Below are 23687 nucleotides of genomic sequence, written 5' to 3' on the forward strand. Positions count from 1 at the left end.
CTTTCCAGGCTGACGCGATCAACAGCCGCTCCTTTGGCCAGCTCGGCAAGGACCGACAATGAGCATATACGGTCTTAGAATTACAAGCGGGCCGGCCATCACTTGGCGAAGCATAGAATGCTGGGGAGCCGGTATATGCCTCTTCCTGCAGACGGGCGCGCTTTTTCCGCTTTTACTATCAGATCCGGACGGAGGGTTGAGCGATCACTCCAAGTCGCTGCTGCGCCTCGTCAGCCTACCCGTGTATGCATTTACAATAATGATCCTGACAAGAAATCTACCGCTCTTCCTCATGGCGCTGAGACGCAATCTGCTCCTCCCCCTGATCACCCTGCTGCCGTTTTTGTCCATCTTGTGGTCGATCAGTCCATCGCTCAGTCTGCGGCGCGCAGTCGGCCTGTTGTTTACCGTGCTTCTTGCCTACGTGCTGGCAATGCGCTTCACGCCGAGACAGCTGCTTTTGCTGGTCTTCGCGACTTTGGGAACGTGTATCGTACTGAGCCTGGCGATGTTCGCAGTGGCGCCTCATCTTGCCCGTATGCCCATGGACAGCGAGATGCGGGGCATCTTCATCAACAAGAACAGCCTCGGCTGGTATTCGAGCATCATGATACTGGCGGCGACTGTCGTGCTGATCGACGGCACTCTCGGCTTGCGGCGAACCGCATTTATTCTGCTGGCTGCGAGCGGGATTTGTCTTGTTGCTTCAGGATCGATGACTGCGACGATTGCGACTGCCTCGGCATTTTGCCTGATCGGATTCTATTCAGCCCTGCAGAGAAGCAGCGGCATCGGTCGCATCCTCCTCATCCTGCTGTTCGTTCAGCTCGCGGCTGGCCTTCTCATCTCGCTTCACGAGTTCCTGGTTCCGTTCCTCGAAGCGCTCGGTAAGGACGCCACTTTGACAGGTCGCGTACCGTTGTGGGAGCTTGTCGACCGCCAGATTGCCAGCCACTTGATGTTCGGCTTCGGCTATCAGGCGTTTTGGACGGAAGCTAACCCCGGAGCATGGTCCATCTGGTCCGAAATCCTGTGGATGGCGCCTCACGCCCATAACGGTTACCGCGACGCGATGCTCAGTTTCGGCATCATCGGCACGGCCTTCTTTGTTCTGCTGCTTTTGCGTGCAGTGCGCCAGGGGGCGATTCTTCAATGCCGCGATCCGCAATATGGCTGGCTCTGGCTCAATGTCTTCACCGTCATGATCTTGGTGATGAACCTGACCGAGAGCATTTTTCTGATCCAGAATGATGCCATTTTCATTCTGTTCAGCACGGCTCTCATCATGTTCTCGCTGCATGTGCCCGTCGTCTCGGCAGAGGCCGATCAAGGGTGGCAGATGCCCATGACAGCGCCGGATCCATCAATCCCATGAGACCTCGCTTCACACTGTCCTGTTGCGTACTGCTTGCAGCGCTCTCACCGCGCCTGGGTCATACTTCGTCGCTGAGTTCGGACGCAGACGCGCCCGACATCATGCGTAAGGCAATCCAGGCAGCGACCTGCGCCGAGGCCGCGCCAGGCGCATTGTCGGACGAACTCAAGGGAATTCTCTCTGGTGATGCGGTGACCGGCACAGCCGCGGGACGCACGATATTCTATGTGTCGCCCGCCGGCAAAGACACTTGGAGCGGCCGTCATCCCGAACCAAATGCCACGGACGGCCCCTTTGCCAGCATCGAGCGCGCGCGCGATGCTGCGCGCGAAGCAGGGGGGCAGCGCATGATTGCCATGGAGGGTGGAGATTATTATCTAGCCCGCCCCGTTGTCTTCGATGCCAGAGACAAGGGTCTGGTCATCACGGCGAGATGCAACCAGACACCTGTCCTGCATGGCGGTCCACTTGTGAATAACTGGGTGTCACAGACTGCCGGACGCTGGACGGCGCCATTGCGCTTGCCGACGGACGAGGCCGTCGGTGATCTCTTCGTCAACGGGGTTCGCCAGACCCTGGCCCGTTTTCCGAACGCTCCTTCCGACGGAGATCCGCGCAAGGGATGGCTGTTTGCCGCCAAATGCAATCCGGCGATTGACCAATGGGAAGGCAATACGCGCTTTTGCTATCATGCCGGCGACGTCCCGACGCTTGAAGGCGCATCAGGGCTTGTCGTCAACATTGTCGGTGGCTTCAAGCCTGGAAGCCAATGGGGCAGCGACACACTGCCGGTCGTTTCGATCGACGCTGCAACGCGGACCGTTCAAACCAAGGGCACCAGCTACTTCTTCACTGCAGAAGGCAGCCGCTATTTCTTGACAGGAGCAGCGTTTCTCGACGCGCCCGGAGAATGGCGCTACAATGTTGCAGCAGGCCAGCTCGACTATATCCCGGCCGAGGGACTGTCACCTCATTCTACTGTTGTGGCCGGTGTGCTGCCGACATTCTTCCGGCTGGAGAGTGCCGATGAGATGGTCGTATCAGGGCTCCAGTTTCGTGACGGAGCGCCTGAAGGCAGCGGTAAGTTCTATACCGATACCAGAGGGTTCGGCGCCATACGGCTTGAAAACGCCAACGGTGTCAGGCTGCTCGGAAATCTCGTCGAAAATGTCGGCGTCGGCATCCATGTGTCTGAGAGCAGCGATGTTCTGATTGCCGCTAATGTGATCGGAGATATCGCCGGCAACGGCATCTATGTCGGCACCACCTATGGCAGCTTCGGCAAATCGAACGACGTCAGAATTCTGTCGAACCATATCCATGACATCGGAAAGGTCTATTTCGAGACTGCAGGCATATGGTTCCAGGCAGGCGACGGTATCCGGATCGCCAATAACCTGATCGAAAATACCGCACAATTCGGGATCGCCGGCGGCTCCCTTTGGGGCACCCAGGATGCAGTCCACGACGCGATCATCGAACACAATGTCGTGCGCAACGCCAATCAGCAGACAGCCGACGGCGGCGCCATCAAGATGATGGGCGAGCAGGCCGACCTGCTGAACAGCACCATCCGCTACAATCTCGTCACCGGAACAGGGCACCTCATGAACAGGGCCGATGGCACTTTCTGGCCTGCGGGATACGAAAATATCAATGAATGGCCGTCTCCGATCAGCTGGGCGATCTACACTGATGGCAAGGCGAGTGGCGTGCGCATCGAAGGAAACACTCTTTCCGGCAATGTCTGTGCGATCGGCATCAACGGCGGCTGGAATAACCTGGTGACAGGAAACACCATCTCAAACGGCTCGGGCGCGGCCTTCCGCGTGGACGACGGCACCGGTTGGGGATGGCATCCGCCGTGGGCCGTCCCCAACCGGATAGAGGACAATATCGTCTCGATCGATAACAGCAACGGGGTCGCAGCCTTCGTCTACGCGCCTGATCACGGGACTGGATCCGTACAGTTCGCGCGCAACCGCTACAGCGGCAATCTGAACAACAAGAGCTTTCGGATCGATCCGGCGATCATGCGCTGGGGTGTTTTTGGCAGCCTGGCTGATCTTCAGAGAGCCGGTGCGGACCGGGACAGTGTTTTCCACTCGTCCCAATGATTGATAGCGCCGAGATGACCGGCAACGGAGCCGCATGACCTGCGGTGCGCGCCGGCATACGGCAACTGGTGACGATGCGCTCGTTCCTGATCCGCGAAAGCCGTGCCCCGGCGGTTCAGTGCGATACGGGCATCCCGATAATGGGCGGGACAATATTGTTGACCGTGAGCTGCGCCAATACCTCTGCGCTGAGCGTGCCCCGAACACCGGGATGGCGATGGCGGCCTTCCTCGGCATAGGAATAGGTCTCCGCCTCTGACGGACCAAATGTCATGAAGACCGCGATACGGTCAGGCGTTCTGCCGAACCGTCGGATGATCGATCGTGTTGAAGTGAAAGCCCGCTGAACATCCAGGCGAAACCACGGTCCGATCCGCTGACATAGCTTGCGCAGACCCCTGTCAACGAGTGTCGGCATTTGCCCCGCATGTTCGATACGCACATCGAAGATGATGGCGTCGCCCGCGCGTACACCAAGGCTCTTCGCCGGCAAGCCCTGGGTCAGGCCCTTGAGATGGGATCTTGGTCGAACCTTCAATGTCAATCGCGAATTTTCGGCCTGATCCTGCAGGTAGAACGCGATCTTGTAGACCCTGAAACTCTCGTCCGAGAAGATACTTCCATCAACGCAGCGAGGATGGTGAGGTACGTCGTTATGCCACGACGATGTCGTGTTGATCATGAGATCGCATTCACCTGTAAGGACGGCATCGAGCGGTTGCGTAATTTCCTTGAGACGATTGAGGATCGTGTCGGAAGTCATGAAGCTTGCGACTTCCTCTACGGCATACATGGCATGAAGCTGAAATTTCCCACCGTACAGATACTTGCCGCCGGACCTCAGATACTGTTTGGCGACCCGCCGTAATGTTTCCACCTGCTGAGGCGTCAGGACGTCTCTGATGACGATATAGCCATCAGCGCTCAAATCGTCCTGCAGTCGGCTGGTCATGCCGGGTACCCTTGAAGGCTCTCTGGCCGGCACCCGTAATTCGTCTGTTGAATTCACCGCTGTTGAATTAACCATTGTCTCTCTCCTTTAACTTTATCGCGCGCCAATCTCCACTAGCTATGGTTGTGCTAGAGCGACTGTCTTCTATGTCTCGGCGAAGGTCAAACTGCTCTTTTCGGGGTAACGCTTATCAAAAAGGGCAATGAGGCATACCCTGGGGATACCGACTTACTTCGAATATTGTAACTTATTTCTATATCTGACGCAGAAATGTGAAGTCTTTCTACGTCCAATAGCTGGACTTGAAAGTATGGATACACGCGGCTTGCCAGCATATTCTAGAAACAGTTTCAGTTGGCAAAAGCGTAGATCATGAGAAATTCAGCAGCAGCCAGAGGCCAGACTTCAGGCTTTCATCCAAAGGGCTCCCTGGAGTGGACGAATGTCCTTGGTGTTCGAATTTCGGCAGTCAATCTCAAGAGTGCGACCGGACTGATCGAAAAGGCGATTGAAGACGGCAAGAGAGAATATGTGTGTGTTCGTGACGCGCACGGTGTCGTGCGGTGTCAAAAAGATCCCGAACTTCGATCTATCCATAATCGTGCATTCCTCGTGACCCCCGACGGCATGCCGTTGGTGTGGGCGTTAAGACATGCTGGCCACGTGGAGAGCGACAGGGTCTACGGGCCGGATCTGATGCTATCTGTTTTCGAGGCCGGCAGATCGAAAGGCTTGCGTCACTTCCTCTACGGCGCAACGACCCAGACGCTGGAGCAGCTGGAGGCTCGACTTATCGCAAAATTCCCGGAAGCCCGGATCGTCGGCTCCTATGCGCCGCCCTTTCGTGACCTCTCGCGGCAAGAGGAAACGGATATTGCTGACCGGATCAATCTGTCAGGCGCGGATATCATCTGGGTCGGGCTGAGCAGTCCCAAGCAGGAACTCTGGATGGCGCGTATGCGCGACCGTCTGGACGCTTCGGTTCTCATCGGAGTCGGAGCTGCCTTCGATTTCCACGCCGGCCTCAAGCGGCAGGCTCCAAGGTTCATTCAGAGAAGTGGCTTCGAATGGGCGTTTCGTCTCCTATGTGAGCCGCGACGGCTGTGGCGGCGCTATGCGCTCGTCGTGCCGACCTTCATCTCACTGACTGCCTTTCAGAGACTGGGGATTCGGGAGTTTCCGCTCGAAGACCCTGTTTCTGGGTCGGGTGCGTCGGGACAAAGGCTGTAGAGGAGTAAACCCACCATGTCCTTACTTGCGCCGTCAGCAATGACATCGGGTCCGTCGAAGGTAGCCAACACGAATGACGCATCCTCGCGAGCAGCGCCGGCAGGCTCTGTTCCCCCCATAACGGCCGCCAAGACCGTCGAACCGCTAAGGCAGGCGGGGCTGAATATGCCAGTTGCGCTACGGCGCCGGTTTTCTCGGCTTGCAACATCGTCGGTCTTGGTTGCCGGCGACATTGCCGCCTATCTGATCGCCTATTTTGCTCTCCTTTCCTTCCTTCCCGATGGTTCGGCGGGCACGGTATTGGAGCGTGCTTTCGCCCTCGCGGCACTGGCAACCATCGTTCTCTATGTATCGGCCGGCCTCTACCCCGGCTATCGTCTTCATGACCACGAACATCTGCGGCGTCGCACGATCGCCGCCTTCAAGGTGGCCGTTCTCGCGGCGCTCGGAGCAATCCTCCTGCCGGAAGGAGAACGACTGCTGCTCGCCGTCATCGGCTTCCTCGGCCTCGGACTGATTGTCCAGCCTGTCATGCATTGGCTCGCTCGAGGCTTGTGCTGGAGACTTGGAATCTGGGGAGAGCGTGCGGTAATCATAGGGGGCCGCAATCTTACCCCAGCACTCATGGCGCATTTCAAAGATCACTGGAAATATGGCATCAGGCCGGAACCCTTTTCCCCCGATGCGCCAGAAGTGTCGTCCGACAGCGCGCCATCCATTGCCCTGATTGCCGGTGACACCTCCTCGCTTGTTGCCGATCTGGCGGCGATGCGGCGAAAGTACTCCGAAGTCATTCTTCTGTCGGATACGCCGAGCCTCAAGATAAACGGCTTGCGACCGGCGGATGTCGGCGGAGAGATCGGTGTTCGTCTCACCAGCAGTGGGAGTTCGGTCAATTCGGACCTGGTTCGCCGGATCCTCGATCTCGCGATCGCCATTCCTGCGACGATCGTTGTTGCACCCTTCATTGCGATTGCTGCCGCGGCGATCTACGCCATCGATCCAGGCCCTGTCTTCTTCCGCCATGCCAGGGAAGGTCTGTCCGGCAAACCAGTGCACGTCCTGAAATTGAGGACGATGTACCAAGATGCCGAACAGCGCCTCGAAGCATTGTTCCGGGAGAACCCTGCGATGCGGGCCGAATGGTTGGCCCACTTCAAGCTCAAGAACGATCCCCGCGTTCTGCCTGTTATCGGCCATCTCCTGCGCTCTTCGAGCTTCGACGAACTCCCGCAATTGGCGAACATCATCGCAGGCGAGATGGCGATCGTCGGACCGCGTCCGTTTCCGGAGTATCACCTCCTGGCTATGGACGGTGAATTTCGAGATAAGCGCCGTTCCGTAACGCCGGGGCTTACAGGCCTTTGGCAGATATCCGAACGAAGCAACGCGGATATCGAGCTGCAGCAGCAACTCGACGAGTTCTACATCGACAACCGGTCCCTATGGTTCGACTGCCAAATTCTTCTCAGCACAATCCCTGCGGTTTTCAAACGCAGGGGAGCTTACTGACCATCCTCGTTCTGCGAGGCAACCATCAACAACGGAGCACACCAATGCACGGACATAAGCGAATTATGGTAACTGGCGGTACCGGGTTTCTGGGATCGTTCCTGTGCGAAAGGCTTTTGAGGGAGGGCAACGACGTCCTTTGCGTGGACAATTTTTACACCGGTTCACGCGACAATGTGCTGCATCTTCTCGACGATCCTCGTTTTGAGATTCTGCGCCACGACATCACCTTCCCGCTCTATGTGGAGGTCGACGAGATCTACAATCTCGCTTGCCCGGCATCCCCGGTTCACTACCAGTTCGATCCTGTGCAGACCGTGAAGACCAATGTTCACGGCGCCATCAACATGCTTGGCCTCGCCAAGCGCACCAAGGCGAAGATCTTCCAGGCATCGACGAGTGAAGTTTACGGCGATCCGGCAGTTCATCCACAGCCCGAGGAATATCGAGGCAGCGTCAATCCCATCGGCCCGCGGGCATGCTATGACGAAGGCAAGCGCTGCGCCGAAACACTGTTCTTCGACTACCACCGTCAATATGGCGTGGAAATCCGGGTGGCGCGGATCTTCAATACCTACGGGCCGCGCATGCAGACCAATGACGGCCGCGTCGTCTCCAATTTCATCGTTCAGGCGCTTCGAAACGAGCCGATCACCATCTTCGGGAATGGTACGCAGACACGCTCGTTCTGCTATGTGGACGATCTGATCGAAGGTTTCATCCGCCTTATGGGCACGCCTGCTGGCGTTACCGGTCCGATCAACCTCGGCAACCCGGGAGAATTCCAGGTTCGCGAGCTGGCGGAAATGGTCGTCGAAATGACGGGCTCTAAATCGGGTATCGTCTACAAACCTCTGCCGGTGGACGATCCGACACAGCGCAAGCCGGATATCAGCCGCGCAAGGCAGGAACTTGGCTGGCAGCCGACGATAAACTTGCGTGAGGGCCTCGATAAAACAATCGCCTACTTCGAGTGGAAGCTTTCTGGCGGAGCAAGGAGCGTGCCCGGCACCAAATCTCGCACGGCGGTTACGGCATATATGCCTTCTCCGGCCGCCGGTCTTTCCGTGCCGGAAGCCGCACAGCTCGGTAACTGATGCTCAACGTCTCGTAGCCTAGCTGGGCGCCTTCGAACCGGATGTCGCGATATCTCCGACATCCGGTTGATGGCACCGGTTCGATCATGCGCATTCGAAAACGGCCGCCAGCTTCAGACCGGCGGCCGCGAAATAAAACAATGGGTCGACGATCATCATGAAGGTTCTCGTAAGCGCGCATCGCCTGGAGATTGGTGGGACGCAGGTCAATTCCATAGAACTGGCCGCTCATATGCGCGACCGATATGGCCACGACATCGTATTCTGGGCTCAGCCCGGGCCGATGTTGAAACTGGTCGAAGCGAAAGGTCTGAAATTCATCCCCGCGCCCGACGCCAGGGTGCATCCATCCCTGGCCAGAATGAAGTCACTCCGTACGATCGTGCGCGAGGAGGTTCCGGATCTCATTCATGCCTGGGACTGGTGGCAGGGTCTCGACGTTTACCTATCCGTCCATCTCCCATGGAAAAAGCCACTTGTCATCACTGACATGATGATGGGGGTGAGCAGGGTCCTTCCGAAGACGATCCCCACAACTTTTGGCACTCCCTTTGTCGTCCGCAGCGCGAAAGCGGCCGGATGGCGGCGAGCGGAACTGTTGCTTCCGCCTGTTGATGTTGAGTTCAACGCCCCCGGCGCCGTCGACGCGAGCGCCTTCCGGCAGCAATATAGCGAGCCCGGCACCGTGCTGGTGGTGACGGTAGCGCGCCTCGCAGCATTGATGAAACTTGATAGCTTGCTGAGAGCGATTGATGCCGTTCAACGGCTAAATGGGCGCGTTGCACTCAAGCTGATCATCGTGGGCGACGGAACCGAGCGGGCAAGGCTGGAGGCGCTGGCGCGCCAGACAAATGAGCTTTTGAAGCGGGAGGCCGTCGTTGTTGCCGGCCCCATGGTCGATCCGCGGCCGGCCTACGCCGCAGCCGATATCGTGATCGGCATGGGCGGCTCGGCGCTGCGGGGGATGGCCTTTGCCAAGCCTGTCATCGTGGTTGGCGAGCAGGGCTTTGCGCAGGCATTCCTGCCGGAAACCAGGGACTATTTCTACGACAACGGCATGTTCGGTCAGGGGGATCCTGCCTCGAAGGAAAGCCAGCTCGCATCCGAGCTCGCGCTGATGACACAGGATGGCGTCGACCGGGATGCGATAGGAGTATTCGGCCGTGACTTCGTGGTGCGCCATTATTCGCTCGATGCGGTAGGGGCAGTTCTGGACAGGGTTTACCGCTCCGCGGCCGTGGGCAGATTGAGCAGCACGGCTACCGCATCCGATGCCGCCCGCACGATGTACATGTATCTGCGGGAGCGCAGATTCTCCTGCCCCTCTCGCGAGCGCTGACAGAAAACCAGGCGAACCGTTAAAAATCCTGAGACAACCGTTCATGAACGCCTGCATTTCGGTAGCTGTGATCGGGAAGAGACTATCCAGCCTTGCGGCCTCGCTTACCATGCTGCTGCCCACATCCGCCGGCGGCGAAGCAGCAGCTATAGAACCTGATTGGATGGGAATGGAGAGAGGGCGTGTGGCGTTCTGCGAGACCTCGCTCTGGCTGGACCCTGTGTCCTCAGCGGATAGAGCTGCAAGTGGACTCCCAGCTTATGTCTGGTCACGGAATGACACAGACTTATGCAACTCGAACATCGAGGAGCAACCTCGGTGGCGCAGTTCACTTGCGTCCACCGAGGGTTGTCAAAATGAGAGCATGTTAGTGATGTGACGAGACTGTCGAACGACCGACAGTATCAATGCGATCTCTATTGGCGCCAGCTGAAGTAATACCTTCGAAGAGATCGTTTATTTTGAATACAACCTCTGTTCGATTGGTCGCCTTGACTTTCTTCATGATGTTGCGAACATGCACCTTGACGGTGCTCTCTCGCAGATTGAGCTCATAGGCGATGATCTTGTTCGCCTTTCCGCGCCGGAGCGCCTCTACGACTTCGGCCTGACGATCCGTGAACATGCCCGCCAACGGACGCGCCGTCGAGTTGCTGGACTCCAGCAAGTGACGCATGGCGAATAGGGTGCTTGCGGGAACAAAAACGCCTCCCGCAACTGACAGTGCGATCAGTTCCATGCAGACGCTGACGCTGACCGAGGCAGGTATGTAACCCTTGGCTCCATATTCGAGCGCCTTCACGATTTGAGTGAAATCGTCACTATCAGCCAGAACGATGACAGGGATCGTCCCGAACTCCGACGAAAGGCTCCTGATTTGCTCCGAAACGGCAGGCTCGTCGATTTTCTTGCCGCCAATGTTCAAGAGGATTGCCGAAAGCGGCGGATACTCGTCGCGTTTTTGCTTCCACTCTTCAACCGTTCCAAATGCCAGGATAAGTAAATCCGTCTTGTGGGCGGCCATGCACTGCGCAAGGCATTGCCGATCAAGTTCACGGTTATCGAGGATCACGAGAGAGTGCTTTGGCCTCGACGGCAAAATCGATGCCGTTGAACTATTCTCTATCTTAAGTGGCAGAGTTACATTTTCCTGCCTAAGGTCAAAATTTGGTATAAGCGCTGAATTCACTGCTTCATCCTCCCCAGCCGAGTTTCCCTACGCCCCAACAAAATCGAACACTCAAGCCCTTCAGATATGAGGGTTTGGAAGCACTAAAGTAGGAATTAAATACCACAGTTTCCGCGATCTCAAACTAGCTAATATAGGCTAAAGGCGCACATTAGTTCCATCGTAAGGTGTAAGTACGACTTAATTCTTGGTATAAACTCACGCGATATTAAGCCGCTCGGGGAGTGGTCGATTACGTTGCTCCTCGGTTACGGATCGAATGGCTAAACGCATGAAAACAATGTCTGCGCCGGACATATGATTGAGCCGGACCTGGAATTGTTCCACCACCAATGTTGATCGTTGGCTATGAAATTCGGCGTAAGTCGTCATAAGTATATACGTCTTTAGGTGAATAAGCTTAGACGTTTTGTTTCTTTACTCGGATGACGAAAACAATTCTCTTTAAATGGAGAGCAATATTTGTTCTCTCGAAATGAAATCTTGGGCGCAATCACCTGATTGTCGGTTTCATTTAGAAATAAGGGTTTGTTCAAGAGTAGAGGTGCATGCGTAATGATTGCATCGAACGTAAAGCTGGATGATAGCAGCGTCATCCATCATCCAGAACTCGTAAATCTTTACGGCTGCACGATCGGTGCCGGAACGCGCATCGGCACTTTCGTTGAAATCCAGAAAAACGTCCTCGTCGGAAAAGACTGCAAGATCTCCAGCCATTCCTTCCTCTGCGAAGGCGTGACGCTGGAAGACGGCGTTTTTATCGGCCACGGGGTCATGTTCACCAATGACACGTACCCGCGCGCCGTCAATGCGGATGGCGGTCTGCAGACCGAAGCAGACTGGGTTGTCATCCCCACGCTGGTCAAGCGCCACGCGTCGATCGGCAGCAATGCGACCATTCTGCCCGGGGTGACCATCGGAGAAGCCGCGCAGGTCGGAGCCGGGGCAGTTGTAACAAAGGATGTGCCTGCGGGCGCCATTGTCGCGGGCGTTCCGGCCAGGATTACCGGTCACGTTCACGACCGATCAGTTGACATGCAAGCGTTGGGAGGAATGCGATGATCGGTATTGCCGTTGTTGGATATGGGTATTGGGGTCCGAACCTGGTTCGTAACATCTCGGAAGCCGCCGGTGCGCATCTCGTTTCAGTTTGTGATCTGAATGTCGAACGGTTGGCGGCAGTTAAAAGCCGCTACCCCGCAATAACGATCACCGATAATTTTGAGGAAGTCCTTCGCGATCCGAGAGTGGACGCAATCGCTATCGCAACGCCGGTCTCGACCCATTTCAAGCTCGCAATGCAGGCTATGATGGCCGGAAAGCATGTCCTCGTCGAAAAGCCGATGGCATCGACGGCGGACGAAGCCTCGCGAATGGTCGAGGAGGCCGCGCGCCGACGGCTCGTGCTGGCCGTGGATCATACCTTCGTCCACACCGGCGCCGTCCGCAAGATGCGCGAACTGGTCGAAAGCGGTCTGGGCGACATGTATTACTATGACTCGGTTCGGGTCAATCTGGGGCTCTTCCAACATGATGTGAGCGTCATCTGGGACCTCGCGGTGCATGATCTCTCCATCCTGGACCATGTTGTGCAGGAAAGGCCGGTGGCCGTTTCAGCGACGGGCATGAGCCATGTGCTCGGCGAGCCGGAAAACATCGCCTATCTGACCCTCTTCTTCGAAAGCAAGCTTATTGCCCACATCCACGTCAATTGGCTGGCGCCGGTCAAGGTGCGTCGCACACTGATCGGCGGCAGCAACAAGATGGTCGTCTACGACGATCTGGAGCCTAGCGAAAAGATCAAGGTTTATGACAAGGGCATCACGCTGAACCCAAATTCTCAGGCCTACGGCGAGAAGGTGCATCAGATGATGGTCGGTTACCGCAGCGGCGACATGTGGGCGCCCAAGCTCGATATGACCGAGGCATTGAAACGCGAACTCGATCAGTTCGTCGAGTGCATCGAGCAGAATTCGCGCCCCATTACGGACGGCCAGGCCGGCCTGCGTGTCGTTCGCACGCTTGAAGCAGCAAGCCGGTCGCTCGCCCAGCGCGGTCGTATCATCGAACTCGAAGAGGCGAGGCGCATTGCATGATCCCGTTCCTGGATATCAAGGCACAATATCAATCCATCAAGGGCGAGATCGACGCCGCCGTGCTCGGCGTTCTCGCCTCGGGGCAATACGTACTGGGCGAAGAGGTTCTGCGCTTCGAGCAGGAATTCGCAGACTATTGCAGCGTCAAGCATGCAATAGCCGTCAATACCGGAACGAGTGCCCTGCATCTGGCTCTCCTTGCCGCAGGCATTGGCCCCGGCGATGAGGTCATCACCGTGCCATTCACTTTCGTCGCGACTGTGTCGGCGATCTGCTATACAGGTGCGCGACCGGTGTTCGTCGATGTCGAGCCCGTGACGCTTACGATGGATCCGGCTGAGGTCGAGGCGAAGATAACCCCCCGGACCAAGGCCATCATTCCCGTCCACATCTATGGTCAGATGGCCGATATGGACGCGATCAAGGCGATTGCTGATCATCATCGCATTCCCGTCATCGAAGATGCCTGCCAGGCCCATGGGGCTCTGTACAAGGGGCAGCGGGCCGGCAGCATCGGTGTGTCCGGATGCTTCAGCTTTTATCCAGGCAAAAATCTGGGCGCCTGCGGTGAGGGAGGCTTGGTCGTCACCAACAGCGACGAACAGGCCAAGACGATGCGTATGCTGCGCGACTGGGGTCAGGAACAGCGTTATCATCATCTGCTGAAGGGTTTCAACTATCGCATGGACGCCATTCAAGGTGCGATCCTGCGCGTGAAGCTCCGGCATCTGGAAGCCTGGACAGAGGCGCGTCGCACTCATGCGCGCCGCTACTCGTCGCTGCTCGCTGGATCGCCGCATTTGAAGATACCCGTCGAAACAGCCGACCGGCGTCACGTCTATCACGTCTATGCCATCAGGACCCGCGATCGCGATGGGCTTCAGCGTGTGCTGAGTGCTGACGGCGTTCCGTCCGGATTGCACTACCCCATTCCCGTTCATCTGCAGAAGGCTCATGCCGACCTTGGCTACCAAGCCGGCGATTTTCCCGTCTCGGAAGCCGCCGCCAGAGAGGTCCTCTCGCTGCCGATTTATCCTGAGATGCCTTCGCAGCATATCGACCAGGTGGCCGCCGCGCTGGAGTATGCCTATGTCAGCTAGTCGGACAGGTGAGGCGAGGGTCGTGCAGGCGGTGCATGGCCGCCATGAACGGCCGGCAGATCCGGCCTATCAGGCTGGTCTGGCCGAAGAGCTCAAGCAATCATATGGGCGTGCTGGCCTGATCGATCTCTATGGTCGCTTCGCAACCGGGGACGGTGTTGTAGACAGCCTTATGCGAAAGGCCATCTGGCAAGCCATCACGCGGAGCTGCGGCACCGGATTGCAGGTTGCAGGTGGTGCCGGTTTCAAGCATCCGGAAACGTTTGAAATCGGCAACGGCGTGTTCATCGGCGCCCAGTCCTATATCCAGGGGCGCTTCGACGGCACCTGCAAGATCGGCAACAATGTCTGGATCGGCCCGATGGCCTATTTCGATGCCCGTGACCTGGAGATCGGGGATTCCGTCGGCTGGGGGCCGGGAGCCAAGGTACTGGGCTCGACACATACGGCGCTGCCGGTAGACGTGCCGATCATTCGCACGGATCTTGAAATCAAACCGGTCCGCATCGGCGCAGGGGCCGATATCGGAACGAATGCGACCATTCTTCCCGGCGTGACCATCGGCGAAGGGGCGATCGTTGGAGCCGGAGCAATCGTTGTTTCCGACGTGGCGGCGTATTCGGTTGCTGCGGGTGTGCCGGCGAAACACATACGCTGGCGCAAGGAAGGAGATCCTGTGCTGGAAATCTCGCGTGGAGTAAAATCATGAAAAATCAACGAGTTCTTATAACGGGCGGAGCCGGCCTGATCGGGTCGCATATCGCTGATCTGGTTGCTTTGGAAAAGCCACGCGAAATCATCATCCTCGACAATTTCGTCCGTGGACGCCGTGACAATCTCAGCACGGCAATAGCCAGCGGCTCCGTGAACATCATCGAGGGAGATATTCGCGATAGAGCGCTGCTTGCGAAGACCTTCGAAGGCGTCGACATCGTCTTTCATCAGGCGGCCATTCGCATCACACAATGCGCGGAAGAGCCACGGCTCGCCTTCGATGTTCTGGCCGAGGGCACGTTCAATGTTCTCGAAGCAGCCGTCAAGGCGGGCGTATCGAAGGTGGTTGCTGCTTCGTCGGCCTCTGTGCTGGGCTTGGCCGAGAGCTTTCCGACCACCGAAGCGCATCATCCCTACAACAACAGGACGATTTACGGCGCGGCCAAGACATTCAACGAGGGATTGCTCCGGAGCTTCGCGGACATGTATGGCCTGCGCTACGTGGCGCTGCGCTATTTCAACGTCTACGGGCCTCGAATGGACGTCTACGGGGCCTATACGGAAGTGCTGATCCGTTGGATGGAGCGTCTGGCGGCCGGAATGCCGCCCCTCATCTATGGCGACGGTAGCCAGACGATGGACTTCGTCGATGCACGCGACATCGCCCGGGCAAACCTGCTGGCTGCGAAGAGCGATGTCACGGATGAAGTATTCAATGTAGCGAGCGGCCAGGAAATAAGCCTCCTAGAACTCGCTCAGGTGCTGAGCAGCGTCATGGGCGTTTCACTCACGCCAGAACACAAAGAGGCCCGGACCGTCAACGGCGTAACCCGTCGTCTCGCCGATATCAGCAAGGCTGAACGGCTCCTTGGGTTCAAGGCGGAGATATCCATGGAACAGGGGCTTCGCGATCTCGTTGCCTGGTGGCAGCAGCAGACCACGGCGGGAGGGGCGGCAGCATGAGCTCATCTCAATCCACAATTCCCGTCGCCAAGCCCGTCCTCGGGGAGGAAGAGGCTGAGGCCGCGCGTCGCGTCATTCTGTCGGGATGGGTGACGCAGGGGCCGGAAGTCGCGGCTTTTGAAAAGGAATTCGCGGCTTTTGTCGGCGCCGTGCATGCTTGTGCGGTTTCCAACTGCACGACGGCGCTTCATCTCGCCTTGATGGCGGTCGGCGTAGGTTCAGGTGACGAAGTCATCACGGTCAGCCATTCGTTCATCGCCACCGCGAACGCTGTTCGATATTGCGGTGCGCTGCCCGTCTTCGTCGACATCGAGCCTGACGGTTACAATATCGACCCCAGCCTGATCGAAACGGCGATCACGCCGCGCACAAAGGCAATCCTCTGCGTGCATCAGCTCGGCATGCCTTGCGATCTCCGTTCGATTGTGGAGATCGGCAAGCGCCATTCGATACCGGTTATCGAGGATGCCGCTTGTGCAACGGGAAGCGAAGTCCTGTGGGAGGGGCGTTGGGAAAAGATCGGCAAGCCGCATGGCGACATTGCCTGCTTCTCCTTCCACCCCCGCAAGGTCGTCACGACGGGCGATGGCGGCATGCTGACCACAGCCAATCCCGAATATGACAGGAAGTTCCGCCTCTGGCGCCAGCATGGAATGAGCGTCACCGATACCATCAGGCATGGCTCGAAACAGGTGATTTTCGAGGACTATGACGAACTGGGCTACAACTACCGCATGACCGACCTTCAGGCGGCCGTCGGACGAGAGCAGTTACGGCGGCTGCCCGGACTGATTGCGCAGCGAAGGCGGTTTGCCGAGCAGTATTGCGAATGCCTGTCCACGATCTCCGGTGTGTCGATTCCGACCGAGCCTAGCTGGGCTCGCAGCAACTGGCAAAGCTTCTGTGTGCGATTGACTGATAAAATCGACCAGCGGGCAGTCATGCAGGTGCTGCTCGATCAAGGGATCTCGACCCGGCGCGGTGTGATGAACATTCATCTGGAAGGCGCCTATGCCGATCAGAGTTCCCATCGCGCTGCCACCAGCCTGGTGCGAAGCGTGTCGGCGCAGCAGCAAACCATCATCCTGCCGCTTTATGCCCAGATGACGGAGCTCGACATCGTCAGGGTCGCCGAGACACTGCGTCAGGCCCTTGCTGACGCCAACACCGGACGCGTCATCCGTCAGCCTGGGCGGGGCGTCGTGCCTGCCTGATCTGATCCTTCGAATACAGCATAAAGAGACACGCGCATCATCTGATGCGCGTGTCTCTTTACACCGATTTCGTGATCCATCCTCTAACGACTGCGGGTACTGACTCCGGCGGAAGCAGTTCGATCAACATGCGCAGCGAGTAAAGCCCGCTCACGACCACGGCGACGCAACCAATCACCATCGCCGGCCATGGCGGCAAGATCAAAAAGGCCGAAAACACCAATCCCGAGGCAGGCAGGAAAAGAAGCGCGTGCCTGCGATTGGCGGCCGACCAGCGGAAGCCGGTAAACCGCCGTACGATCACGTAAATCAGAATACTATGCCAGACATAAAGGCCGAAAAACGCCATGCCCGCCCCTGGCGTGCCGAACTTTGACACAAAGAGCCACGCCAGCCCCACATGCACCAGCGTTGCTGCGACTTCCGTCCAGAAGAAGATCGTCTGCGCCCCCTTCGCCACAACGATGAAACCCATCGGCCAGGCGACAATCCTGAGCATCATTCCAAGGCAGATCCAGCGCAAAAGCTCGACAGCCCCATGAAACTCAGCGGAATAGAACAGACTCATCACGAGCGGTGCCAAGGTCAAAGTAGCGAGCAGGCCAGGGCCGGCCAGCAGCAGGCTGATTTCCGCCTGCTCATTGACCAGTCGGTTGCACTCGGTATTGTTGTCTGCGGTTGCTGTCAGGCGCGGATAGAAGTCCGTGCTCATCGCCTGCAGAATGAAACCGGCATAAAGTCCCCCAAGCGCCCAAGCCGCCTGATACAGTCCGGCCGCCGCTACGCCCCCTTCCTTCAGCACGATGATGCGGATGGCATAGGCGGCGCCGAAGGTCAGAAGTCCGCTTGCCATGAATGCGAAACCGAGCCTGAGCAGCGCGGTCGCTTCCTGACCGAATTGGCGCGCCGACATCGGCGGGCGATCGGTGCAGATCTTTCGGCTGTACCACCAGGTAGGAAGGAGTGAAGCAGCTGCGATCACGACGAGAGACGGCGCGATGGCCTGTGCGCCGAACAGATAGATCAGCGGGATGCTGACCGCCGTTCCGAAGAGCCCCGAAAGCACGTTGATAAGGGCAAGGTTTCCGATGTTCCGCATGCCCTGAATCAATGCAGTTTGTCCGGCGGAGACCACCCGGAAAAAAACGGCTAGAGAGAGAAGTGCTATCCCGCCGGCATGCAGGTAGTCGCCAAAGGTGAAACTTGAGACTGGAAACGCCAGTGCGGCAAGCAAGAGCGCCCCAAGGAGCCCGAGCACCATCGATATGCGCCTGAGCGCTGTCGCCGATCGCGCGATCTTCTCTGTGTCGCCAGTGCCGGCAGCTTCGGCGATCTGGCGCACGCCACTGCCATTCACCCCCAGACCCGCGATCGCTTGCGCCATGTCGATGATCGACCCGTAAAGGCCGATAAGTCCCACGCCTTCCGGCCCGAGCAGAACAGCCAGGGCCTTATTTCTGATAATACTGAGCGCGACGTTCACCAGCGAGGAGCCGCCCATCAGCATCGTCGATTTGAGAATCTGGGTATAAGTCTGGCCAGGAGGAGGGATCATGCGCAAGGTCATCAGATATCCCTAGTCATAGGCTCGCAGCAAACCTCGTCGCAACACATGCTTTCGCCGGTCACTGGCTGGCCCGATCTACAAGCGCCTGGGTTTCTTCGGAAGGCTCGGCGGAATCGGGATCGGACGAGCTTCCCAAAATGTGAGGTTGGACCACTCTCACCACATCGCCAGGCTCCAACGCCGTCGTCTCCGAGGCCGGGAATTGATTGATTTGTCCGTCATTCCGCCGGCTGACGGTAAAGGTAAGCGGGAGTTCATCGCCAGGGTTTTTGGCATCGTCGCCGGTGGCGAGCCCCTCGATGAGCAGCTTCTGCGTCAACTCCCGTTTCATCTTGAGCTGATCGAGATTTGCCCGTTCGGACTGCGCTTCGGTTGCAATTTCGCTCCGGCGCGTATCGGCAAGCCCCTCGAGATTCCGCGTTGTCTCGCTGATGGCCTGACGGCCCCGCATGATCGCGGTGACGAGGTCGAGCTTATCGGCGCGGTAGGTCGTCAGCAGCCGTTGCAGGTCCAATTGCCGCGACGAGAGCGTAAGGCCCTTCGCAACCAGCGTCTTAACACTGACCAGTTGGTCTTCGACTGATTTGATATTGTCGTCTGCCCCCGCCAGCTTTTCTTCCAACGTCGAAATTTCGGTATTCAGAAGATCACGCAGTTCCACGAGTGCCTTTGACTGCCTCTCCAGCGCACTTGCGCGGGCCTGAAAGATGACCCGTTCCTCGTTATAGATCCCCGCCGCATATTGCTGGTTGCTGCCATCCGTCCGGTCGAAGGTAATTTCCTTCGCTCCGTCCATCTCCGCCTGGAGCCGCGACAGTTTCGCGGCGCTGCGCAGGATCGCGTGATCGGTTTCGCGCAATTCGCCTGCGAGCCTGATCGACTGCGTTTGTTGCTCGCTTTTGGCGCGGACCGGGCCGCCGCCCATTGCGAGCGATTGCAGGACGGTAAGGCCGGGGCGGAATTTATACTCTCCCGGCTTGGCTACGTCTCCCACGACATAGATCGGCGGGTATTCGAGAATTTCGATCATCACCACAGGCGCCTGCATCAACCCGATCTTTTCCTGCAGGCGCGTGGCAATCTGGTTTGTGAGGCCGGCATTATCGAGCTTGCCGACGGGAAGGGATCCAAGAAAGGGCAAGAAGACCGCGCCGTCATCCGAGACGGTGTATTCGCCACCGATCGCTTCCCATCGCTCATACTGGCCTTTGGATGGCATCCACTGCGCAATCGTCAAACGGATTTTCGTTTGAGGAGCGAAAGGAGAGTCGTCGGCGAAAGCCGGCAACACAGGTCCGGCAAGAAAGACGAGCGCACTCATGGCAAACGTCGCACGAAAGAAGATGTGAGGAACGCGGTACGATAACTTCATCTATGTGTCCAGCCTACAAAGCATCCTCAAGCGGATACAGATTCAATGCCTTAGGCGTTGCGAGCGCGCCGGACGCAGGGCCCAGCGCCGCAACACCAGTGTGCAATCTGACGGGGCCTTGAGGAAGGTGGAGGCCGGATGCTTCGCTTCATCACTATTGATGAAAGGGGGTAGGGCGCCTCACCCCGAGAGAACCGGAAGATATGTCTCCGGTTCATAAACGCTCGATTTCAGGCGGAGAGGCTAGGCGTTCCGCATGCGCGATCGCGAGCAGACGGGGTCCAATCAGGTCGCATCAGGCTCAGTGCGCAGATTGGCGACGACGCGCCGGTTCTGCACCTTGCAGGAACGCTCTGTGCAGTCGCGCACTTCTCGGTCCTCGCCGTAGCCCTTGGCCCACATCCGTTTTGGGTCCACACCCTTCGAGGCCAGATAGGCCATCGTCGCATCGGCGCGTTGCTGCGACAGGCTCTTCATTTTTGATACGGAACCGGAATCGTCGGCAAATCCCTGCAGCTTGATCAGCCAGGCCGGGTTCCTGTTCAGCCAGGCTGCCTGGTTGTCCAGCGTCGTCATCGCGACGGAGTCGAGTTTGGCGGAGTCCTGTGTGAAGTAGATACGCCGGCCGACATTGAGGATGAAATCCTCTTCGCTGCCGGCCTTGACGCTTTCAAAACCGGGCGCGGGATCGTTGGTCTGGCCAGTCAACGGCACTGCGGGAGGTTCTTCCACGGAAGCGATATCGGTGGTGGCGCAGGCAGTGAGCGCCAAAAGCATGGCCGCGGCGGCAAGAGGCCTCGTATATTCAGACATCAACGTGATATTCCTCATTCGACCGGGGTTGACTGGCTGACCTCAGCTGCCGGCGCCTGGTCGGCAATGTGCGGCAGGACCTGAACCGCGGTGCCGATCGGGCAGCGCTGATAAAGATCGATGGCATCTTCGTTGAACATGCGGATGCAGCCACTGGAGGCATCCTTGCCAATGCTCCAGGGTTCCAACGTGCCGTGGAAGCGATAGCCGGTGTCGACACCGTCACGATGCAGGTACATGGCCCGGGGGCCGAGCGGGTTCTTCGGTGAGCCCCCGGCCACGAATTCGGGCAGTTCAGGATGGCGCTTGCGCATTTCCGGTGGCGGCGTCCAGCGCGGCCAGAGAGACTTACCGTCGATCGTGGCGCGGCCGAACCATTTGAAGCCCTCGCGGCCGACGCCGACGCCGTAGCGGATGGCTGTCTTATTCTCCATGATCAAATAGAGAAAGTGATGCCGCGTATCAACAACAACGGTGCCGATCGGCTCGCTGCTGAAATATTTGACAACCTGACGCTGCCACTGCCTGTCGATCTTGGCGAAATTGGTCGCTCTGAACGTCACGCCATTATCGGCGGCCGTGCCGGTAAAATAGGAGGCAGCCTGGGCAAAAGCCGGTTTTTGTACCGCGCTGGTGCCAAGCAATGCCAATCCACCGAGCAGAATATCCCTGCGGGTCCACACCATCGGCCATATCCCCCTCAAAGCCAAGCAGCGTCGCGCCAGTAAATCAGATTTTTCATTTGCTACAACACAAAATTCTTCTCATCCCCCAAAGCTTGAGGTCGAGTTGCTGCTGCCTCTGGGTCTGTGTTGCTCTGATCGGTACTCGGCGAGAACAGCACTATACCCAATTTCATAAGGCAACCGAAGGCGCCGCGAACTGTGTTGCCTGCGAAGTCGAATCCTGGTTCCGCGCATAGAGTCGCTGATCGAACCGTTCGTTCAATTTAGAAAGCCCTGCAAATTCAATCTTGGAAAAAACATGCTGGAAATTGTCAAGTTTTTTTGGTTTACCTCTCACGTTGCGAAATAAGCGGAATTTGCAATCCGGCGTTTAGCCTGCCGTCGATTGTTCATCTCCGCGTTTCTTTATGGATATTGCTATGGGCATCAGGGAGGACGACCGGCGCTACGCGGTCTATGCGGCACATCGCTCCGACCTCATTCGATATGCTACGCCCATCGTCGGTTCGCGAGAGGAAGCTGAAGACCTCGTCCAGGAGGTCTTCATAAAATTCGTGCCGGAAGACGCGGCCACACCCCAGAAGTTGAAGGCCTATCTCTTCCGCATGGTGAGGAACCTCGCGCTCGACGTGCGCAGGCGCCAGAAGCGCGATTTGCGCGCCCGCCCGGAAGATACGCCGTGGTGGGGACTTCCCCTGGACACGGGAACGCCTGAGGAAAACGCGCTCTTCTGCGATCAGGTCAGACAGGTCGACGCAATCCTTTCGGCAATGCCGGACCAGGCACGCATCGCTGTCGAAATGCATCGCTTCGGCGGATACCGCATGGAGGACATCGCCAGCCACCTCGACATTTCAGTGGCCGGCGTCCACAGGCTGATCAAGGCCGCAATTGTAGAATTCGCCAAAAAAATGGGATGATCCGCCAAAAATCTCGAATCCGTGTGAAAAAACCGAGCGAGATAAACGTCATTGTTCGTGAAGCGGTAAAACAGCGGGGATGCGACGTGGTTTGGCTACGGGAAAGACTGGGAACGATGGCCGTCGAACCGGATAAAAGGCCTGATGTTTCGGACGAGGCACTCTCGGCGGCGGCCGACTGGCTCCTTCTCCTGCGGGAAGGGCTCGAAGACGCCGAGCTCAAAGCGCGCTTCGATCGCTGGCTGGGCAGCCATAGTGAACACCGCCTGGCCTGGGAGCGCACGGAGAAGGCATGGGCCGCGATGGGGCGGGTCGTTCCGGCCATGCAATCGCAGTGGGAATATGCGTCGAGATCGGCGGCCAGATCCGTCATGCCAAAACCGGCAGCGGCTCGGCATCGCGCGCCGTGGCGGCGGGTTGCCGTGGCAGCGGCGGCTGTGACCGCACTCTGTCTCGGGCTTGTCGTTGCGCCCGGCCTGATGCTTCGCTTGAGCGCCGACTATTCAACGTCTACGGCGGAGACCCGCACGATCACCCTTCAGGACGGTAGTATGGTAACGATGGCTGCCGCGACCTCGATTGCTTTGAACTACAGCGACGGACGGCGAGGCATCAAGCTTCTTGCCGGCGAGGCGTATTTCGAGGTGGCGCCGGACAAGGACAGGCCCTTTACGGTGGAGGCAAATGGCGTCCGCGTCGAGGTGCTCGGCACGGCCTTCGATGTGCAGCTCGCCGATGGGCTGACCAGCATTGCCCTTGCGCACGGTTCCGTTCAAGCCTCCATTGCGGGTTCATCGGCGACCCCGCCCGAACGGCTGATGCCCGGAGATCTGTTGACGGTCGATCCAAATAGCGCCGTCATGACGAGGGACACGATCCCGGTCGATCAGATCGCCAACTGGCGCAATGGCGAACTTTACGTCGTGAACGCGACGCTTGCCTCGGTCATCGAGCAGATCCAGCGCTATCACCCTGCCTGGATATCGGTTCCCGACGCGACACTCGCTCATCAGCGGGTCACGGGCTTCTACAATCTCAGGCAACCCGATCAGGCGCTGCGCGCCTTGGTCGAACCCTATGGCGGCAAGGTCCGCTCAATATCCTCGCTCGCGCGCATCGTCAGCCGATTTTAGAAAAAATTTGACTGTAATTATCAAGATTTAGCTCACCCCAGCCGAAAACCCTGAAAAAACTCTGAGAGCCAATCGTCATTTCGTTGAAAGCGCCGAGCACGGCATCGGCGCAAACGACTGGAGAGACGAGAGTGAGCATGCGAGTGAGGGTAGGGGTTCTGAGGCTCAACGGCGCGCGCCAAGCGGGCGGGCACGCCTGGCGAGCACGGTTGTTGGCGACAACGGCTTTTGCGATTTTATCGGTTGCGATCAACGCTCACGCGCAGTCGGCTCCGGCCGATCAGACACAAGCGCAAGC

20 protein-coding genes are annotated in these 23687 nt (G+C 58.0%); 14 read left to right on the forward strand and 6 right to left on the reverse strand.

What is annotated here, in order from left to right; translation table 11 throughout:
- Window positions 1-58: 58 nt before the first annotated feature.
- Window positions 59-1375 carry an O-antigen ligase gene (locus KQ933_RS25610; protein ID WP_216760606.1) on the forward strand — a complete coding sequence of 439 codons (1317 nt, stop codon included), beginning with the start codon at window positions 59-61 and terminating at the stop codon, window positions 1373-1375.
- Window positions 1372-3492: a nitrous oxide reductase family maturation protein NosD gene (locus tag KQ933_RS25615; RefSeq protein WP_216760607.1), complete on the forward strand. Its 2121-nt coding sequence runs from the start codon at window positions 1372-1374 to the stop codon at window positions 3490-3492. Before KQ933_RS25610 ends, KQ933_RS25615 begins: the two co-directional genes overlap by 4 nt.
- Before the next feature lie 115 nt (window positions 3493-3607).
- Here the strand turns inward: KQ933_RS25615 and KQ933_RS25620 are convergent, their stop codons facing one another.
- Window positions 3608-4519, reverse strand: coding sequence for a phytanoyl-CoA dioxygenase family protein (locus tag KQ933_RS25620; RefSeq protein ID WP_216760608.1), 912 nt, complete (start codon window positions 4517-4519; stop codon window positions 3608-3610).
- A 297-nt stretch (window positions 4520-4816) separates the two neighbouring features.
- Here KQ933_RS25620 and KQ933_RS25625 point away from each other — a divergent pair, with 297 nt between their 5' ends.
- From KQ933_RS25625 to KQ933_RS25640, 4 genes are all read left to right on the forward strand, one after another.
- The gene (locus tag KQ933_RS25625) at window positions 4817-5674 is read left to right on the forward strand and encodes a WecB/TagA/CpsF family glycosyltransferase (protein WP_216760609.1); all 858 of its coding nucleotides are present in this window, start codon (window positions 4817-4819) and stop codon (window positions 5672-5674) included.
- Window positions 5675-5689: 15 nt separating this feature from the next.
- Complete coding sequence (locus KQ933_RS25630) at window positions 5690-7186, forward strand: sugar transferase (protein WP_216760610.1); 1497 nt, start codon at window positions 5690-5692, stop codon at window positions 7184-7186.
- Between the two features lie 44 nt (window positions 7187-7230).
- Window positions 7231-8283: a UDP-glucuronic acid decarboxylase family protein gene (locus tag KQ933_RS25635; protein WP_216760611.1), complete on the forward strand. Its 1053-nt coding sequence runs from the start codon at window positions 7231-7233 to the stop codon at window positions 8281-8283.
- Between the two features lie 157 nt (window positions 8284-8440).
- Window positions 8441-9622: a glycosyltransferase family 4 protein gene (locus tag KQ933_RS25640; RefSeq protein WP_216760612.1), complete on the forward strand. Its 1182-nt coding sequence runs from the start codon at window positions 8441-8443 to the stop codon at window positions 9620-9622.
- Between the two features lie 367 nt (window positions 9623-9989).
- On the opposite strand, the gene KQ933_RS25645 is transcribed toward KQ933_RS25640, so the two are convergent.
- Entirely contained in the window at window positions 9990-10811 is an 822-nt protein-coding gene (locus KQ933_RS25645) for a response regulator transcription factor (protein WP_216760613.1), read from the reverse strand.
- Between the two features lie 555 nt (window positions 10812-11366).
- Here KQ933_RS25645 and KQ933_RS25650 point away from each other — a divergent pair.
- From KQ933_RS25650 to KQ933_RS25675, 6 genes are read left to right on the forward strand one after another with little or no spacing between them, the layout of a single operon-like run.
- A complete protein-coding gene (locus KQ933_RS25650; protein ID WP_216760614.1) occupies window positions 11367-11873 on the forward strand; it encodes an acyltransferase in 507 nt (168 codons plus the stop codon).
- On the forward strand, window positions 11870-12907 hold the full coding sequence (locus KQ933_RS25655) for a Gfo/Idh/MocA family protein (protein ID WP_216760615.1): 1038 nt from the start codon (window positions 11870-11872) through the stop codon (window positions 12905-12907). The genes KQ933_RS25650 and KQ933_RS25655 overlap by 4 nt, the downstream gene beginning before the upstream one ends.
- Entirely contained in the window at window positions 12904-14007 is a 1104-nt protein-coding gene (locus tag KQ933_RS25660) for a DegT/DnrJ/EryC1/StrS aminotransferase family protein (protein ID WP_216760616.1), read from the forward strand. Before KQ933_RS25655 ends, KQ933_RS25660 begins: the two co-directional genes overlap by 4 nt.
- Complete coding sequence (locus tag KQ933_RS25665; protein WP_216760617.1) at window positions 13997-14716, forward strand: DapH/DapD/GlmU-related protein; 720 nt, start codon at window positions 13997-13999, stop codon at window positions 14714-14716. Before KQ933_RS25660 ends, KQ933_RS25665 begins: the two co-directional genes overlap by 11 nt.
- Window positions 14713-15684, forward strand: a complete 972-nt coding sequence (locus KQ933_RS25670) for an NAD-dependent epimerase/dehydratase family protein (RefSeq protein ID WP_216760618.1) — start codon at window positions 14713-14715, stop codon at window positions 15682-15684. The genes KQ933_RS25665 and KQ933_RS25670 overlap by 4 nt, the downstream gene beginning before the upstream one ends.
- Window positions 15681-16898, forward strand: a complete 1218-nt coding sequence (locus KQ933_RS25675) for a DegT/DnrJ/EryC1/StrS aminotransferase family protein (protein WP_216760619.1) — start codon at window positions 15681-15683, stop codon at window positions 16896-16898. Before KQ933_RS25670 ends, KQ933_RS25675 begins: the two co-directional genes overlap by 4 nt.
- Window positions 16899-16956: 58 nt before the next feature.
- On the opposite strand, the gene KQ933_RS25680 is transcribed toward KQ933_RS25675, so the two are convergent.
- The 4 genes from KQ933_RS25680 to KQ933_RS25695 all read right to left on the reverse strand — a co-directional run bounded on the left by KQ933_RS25680 (window position 16957) and on the right by KQ933_RS25695 (window position 21336).
- The gene (locus tag KQ933_RS25680; protein WP_216760620.1) at window positions 16957-18465 is read right to left on the reverse strand and encodes an O-antigen translocase; all 1509 of its coding nucleotides are present in this window, start codon (window positions 18463-18465) and stop codon (window positions 16957-16959) included.
- A gap of 58 nt (window positions 18466-18523) precedes the next feature.
- Window positions 18524-19837: a polysaccharide biosynthesis/export family protein gene (locus KQ933_RS25685; RefSeq protein WP_216760621.1), complete on the reverse strand. Its 1314-nt coding sequence runs from the start codon at window positions 19835-19837 to the stop codon at window positions 18524-18526.
- 285 nt (window positions 19838-20122) lie between these two features.
- Complete coding sequence (locus KQ933_RS25690) at window positions 20123-20668, reverse strand: OmpA family protein (RefSeq protein WP_216760622.1); 546 nt, start codon at window positions 20666-20668, stop codon at window positions 20123-20125.
- Window positions 20665-21336: a L,D-transpeptidase gene (locus tag KQ933_RS25695; RefSeq protein ID WP_216760623.1), complete on the reverse strand. Its 672-nt coding sequence runs from the start codon at window positions 21334-21336 to the stop codon at window positions 20665-20667. Before KQ933_RS25695 ends, KQ933_RS25690 begins: the two co-directional genes overlap by 4 nt.
- Window positions 21337-21755: 419 nt before the next feature.
- Here KQ933_RS25695 and KQ933_RS25700 point away from each other — a divergent pair, with 419 nt between their 5' ends.
- Both KQ933_RS25700 and KQ933_RS25705 read left to right on the forward strand, forming a co-directional pair.
- The gene (locus KQ933_RS25700; RefSeq protein WP_113296500.1) at window positions 21756-22256 is read left to right on the forward strand and encodes an RNA polymerase sigma factor; all 501 of its coding nucleotides are present in this window, start codon (window positions 21756-21758) and stop codon (window positions 22254-22256) included.
- A gap of 116 nt (window positions 22257-22372) precedes the next feature.
- Window positions 22373-23389: a FecR family protein gene (locus KQ933_RS25705; protein ID WP_216760624.1), complete on the forward strand. Its 1017-nt coding sequence runs from the start codon at window positions 22373-22375 to the stop codon at window positions 23387-23389.
- The last annotated feature ends 298 nt before the right edge of the window (window positions 23390-23687 follow it).

Source organism: Rhizobium sp. WYJ-E13 (genome assembly GCF_018987265.1).
Taxonomy (GTDB): domain Bacteria; phylum Pseudomonadota; class Alphaproteobacteria; order Rhizobiales; family Rhizobiaceae; genus Rhizobium.

Coding starts and splice junctions, on each gene's coding strand:
- KQ933_RS25705 (WP_216760624.1), top strand. CDS start 22,373: ATGGCCGTCGAACCGGATAAAAGGCCTGATGTTTCGGACGAGGCACTC.
- KQ933_RS25610 (WP_216760606.1), top strand. CDS start 59: ATGAGCATATACGGTCTTAGAATTACAAGCGGGCCGGCCATCACTTGG.
- KQ933_RS25695 (WP_216760623.1), bottom strand. CDS start 21,336: ATGGTGTGGACCCGCAGGGATATTCTGCTCGGTGGATTGGCATTGCTT.
- KQ933_RS25680 (WP_216760620.1), bottom strand. CDS start 18,465: ATGACCTTGCGCATGATCCCTCCTCCTGGCCAGACTTATACCCAGATT.
- KQ933_RS25625 (WP_216760609.1), top strand. CDS start 4,817: ATGAGAAATTCAGCAGCAGCCAGAGGCCAGACTTCAGGCTTTCATCCA.
- KQ933_RS25660 (WP_216760616.1), top strand. CDS start 12,904: ATGATCCCGTTCCTGGATATCAAGGCACAATATCAATCCATCAAGGGC.
- KQ933_RS25640 (WP_216760612.1), top strand. CDS start 8,441: ATGAAGGTTCTCGTAAGCGCGCATCGCCTGGAGATTGGTGGGACGCAG.
- KQ933_RS25620 (WP_216760608.1), bottom strand. CDS start 4,519: ATGGTTAATTCAACAGCGGTGAATTCAACAGACGAATTACGGGTGCCG.
- KQ933_RS25665 (WP_216760617.1), top strand. CDS start 13,997: ATGTCAGCTAGTCGGACAGGTGAGGCGAGGGTCGTGCAGGCGGTGCAT.
- KQ933_RS25635 (WP_216760611.1), top strand. CDS start 7,231: ATGCACGGACATAAGCGAATTATGGTAACTGGCGGTACCGGGTTTCTG.
- KQ933_RS25675 (WP_216760619.1), top strand. CDS start 15,681: ATGAGCTCATCTCAATCCACAATTCCCGTCGCCAAGCCCGTCCTCGGG.
- KQ933_RS25670 (WP_216760618.1), top strand. CDS start 14,713: ATGAAAAATCAACGAGTTCTTATAACGGGCGGAGCCGGCCTGATCGGG.
- KQ933_RS25690 (WP_216760622.1), bottom strand. CDS start 20,668: ATGAGGAATATCACGTTGATGTCTGAATATACGAGGCCTCTTGCCGCC.
- KQ933_RS25700 (WP_113296500.1), top strand. CDS start 21,756: ATGGGCATCAGGGAGGACGACCGGCGCTACGCGGTCTATGCGGCACAT.
- KQ933_RS25655 (WP_216760615.1), top strand. CDS start 11,870: ATGATCGGTATTGCCGTTGTTGGATATGGGTATTGGGGTCCGAACCTG.
- KQ933_RS25630 (WP_216760610.1), top strand. CDS start 5,690: ATGTCCTTACTTGCGCCGTCAGCAATGACATCGGGTCCGTCGAAGGTA.
- KQ933_RS25685 (WP_216760621.1), bottom strand. CDS start 19,837: ATGAAGTTATCGTACCGCGTTCCTCACATCTTCTTTCGTGCGACGTTT.
- KQ933_RS25615 (WP_216760607.1), top strand. CDS start 1,372: ATGAGACCTCGCTTCACACTGTCCTGTTGCGTACTGCTTGCAGCGCTC.
- KQ933_RS25650 (WP_216760614.1), top strand. CDS start 11,367: ATGATTGCATCGAACGTAAAGCTGGATGATAGCAGCGTCATCCATCAT.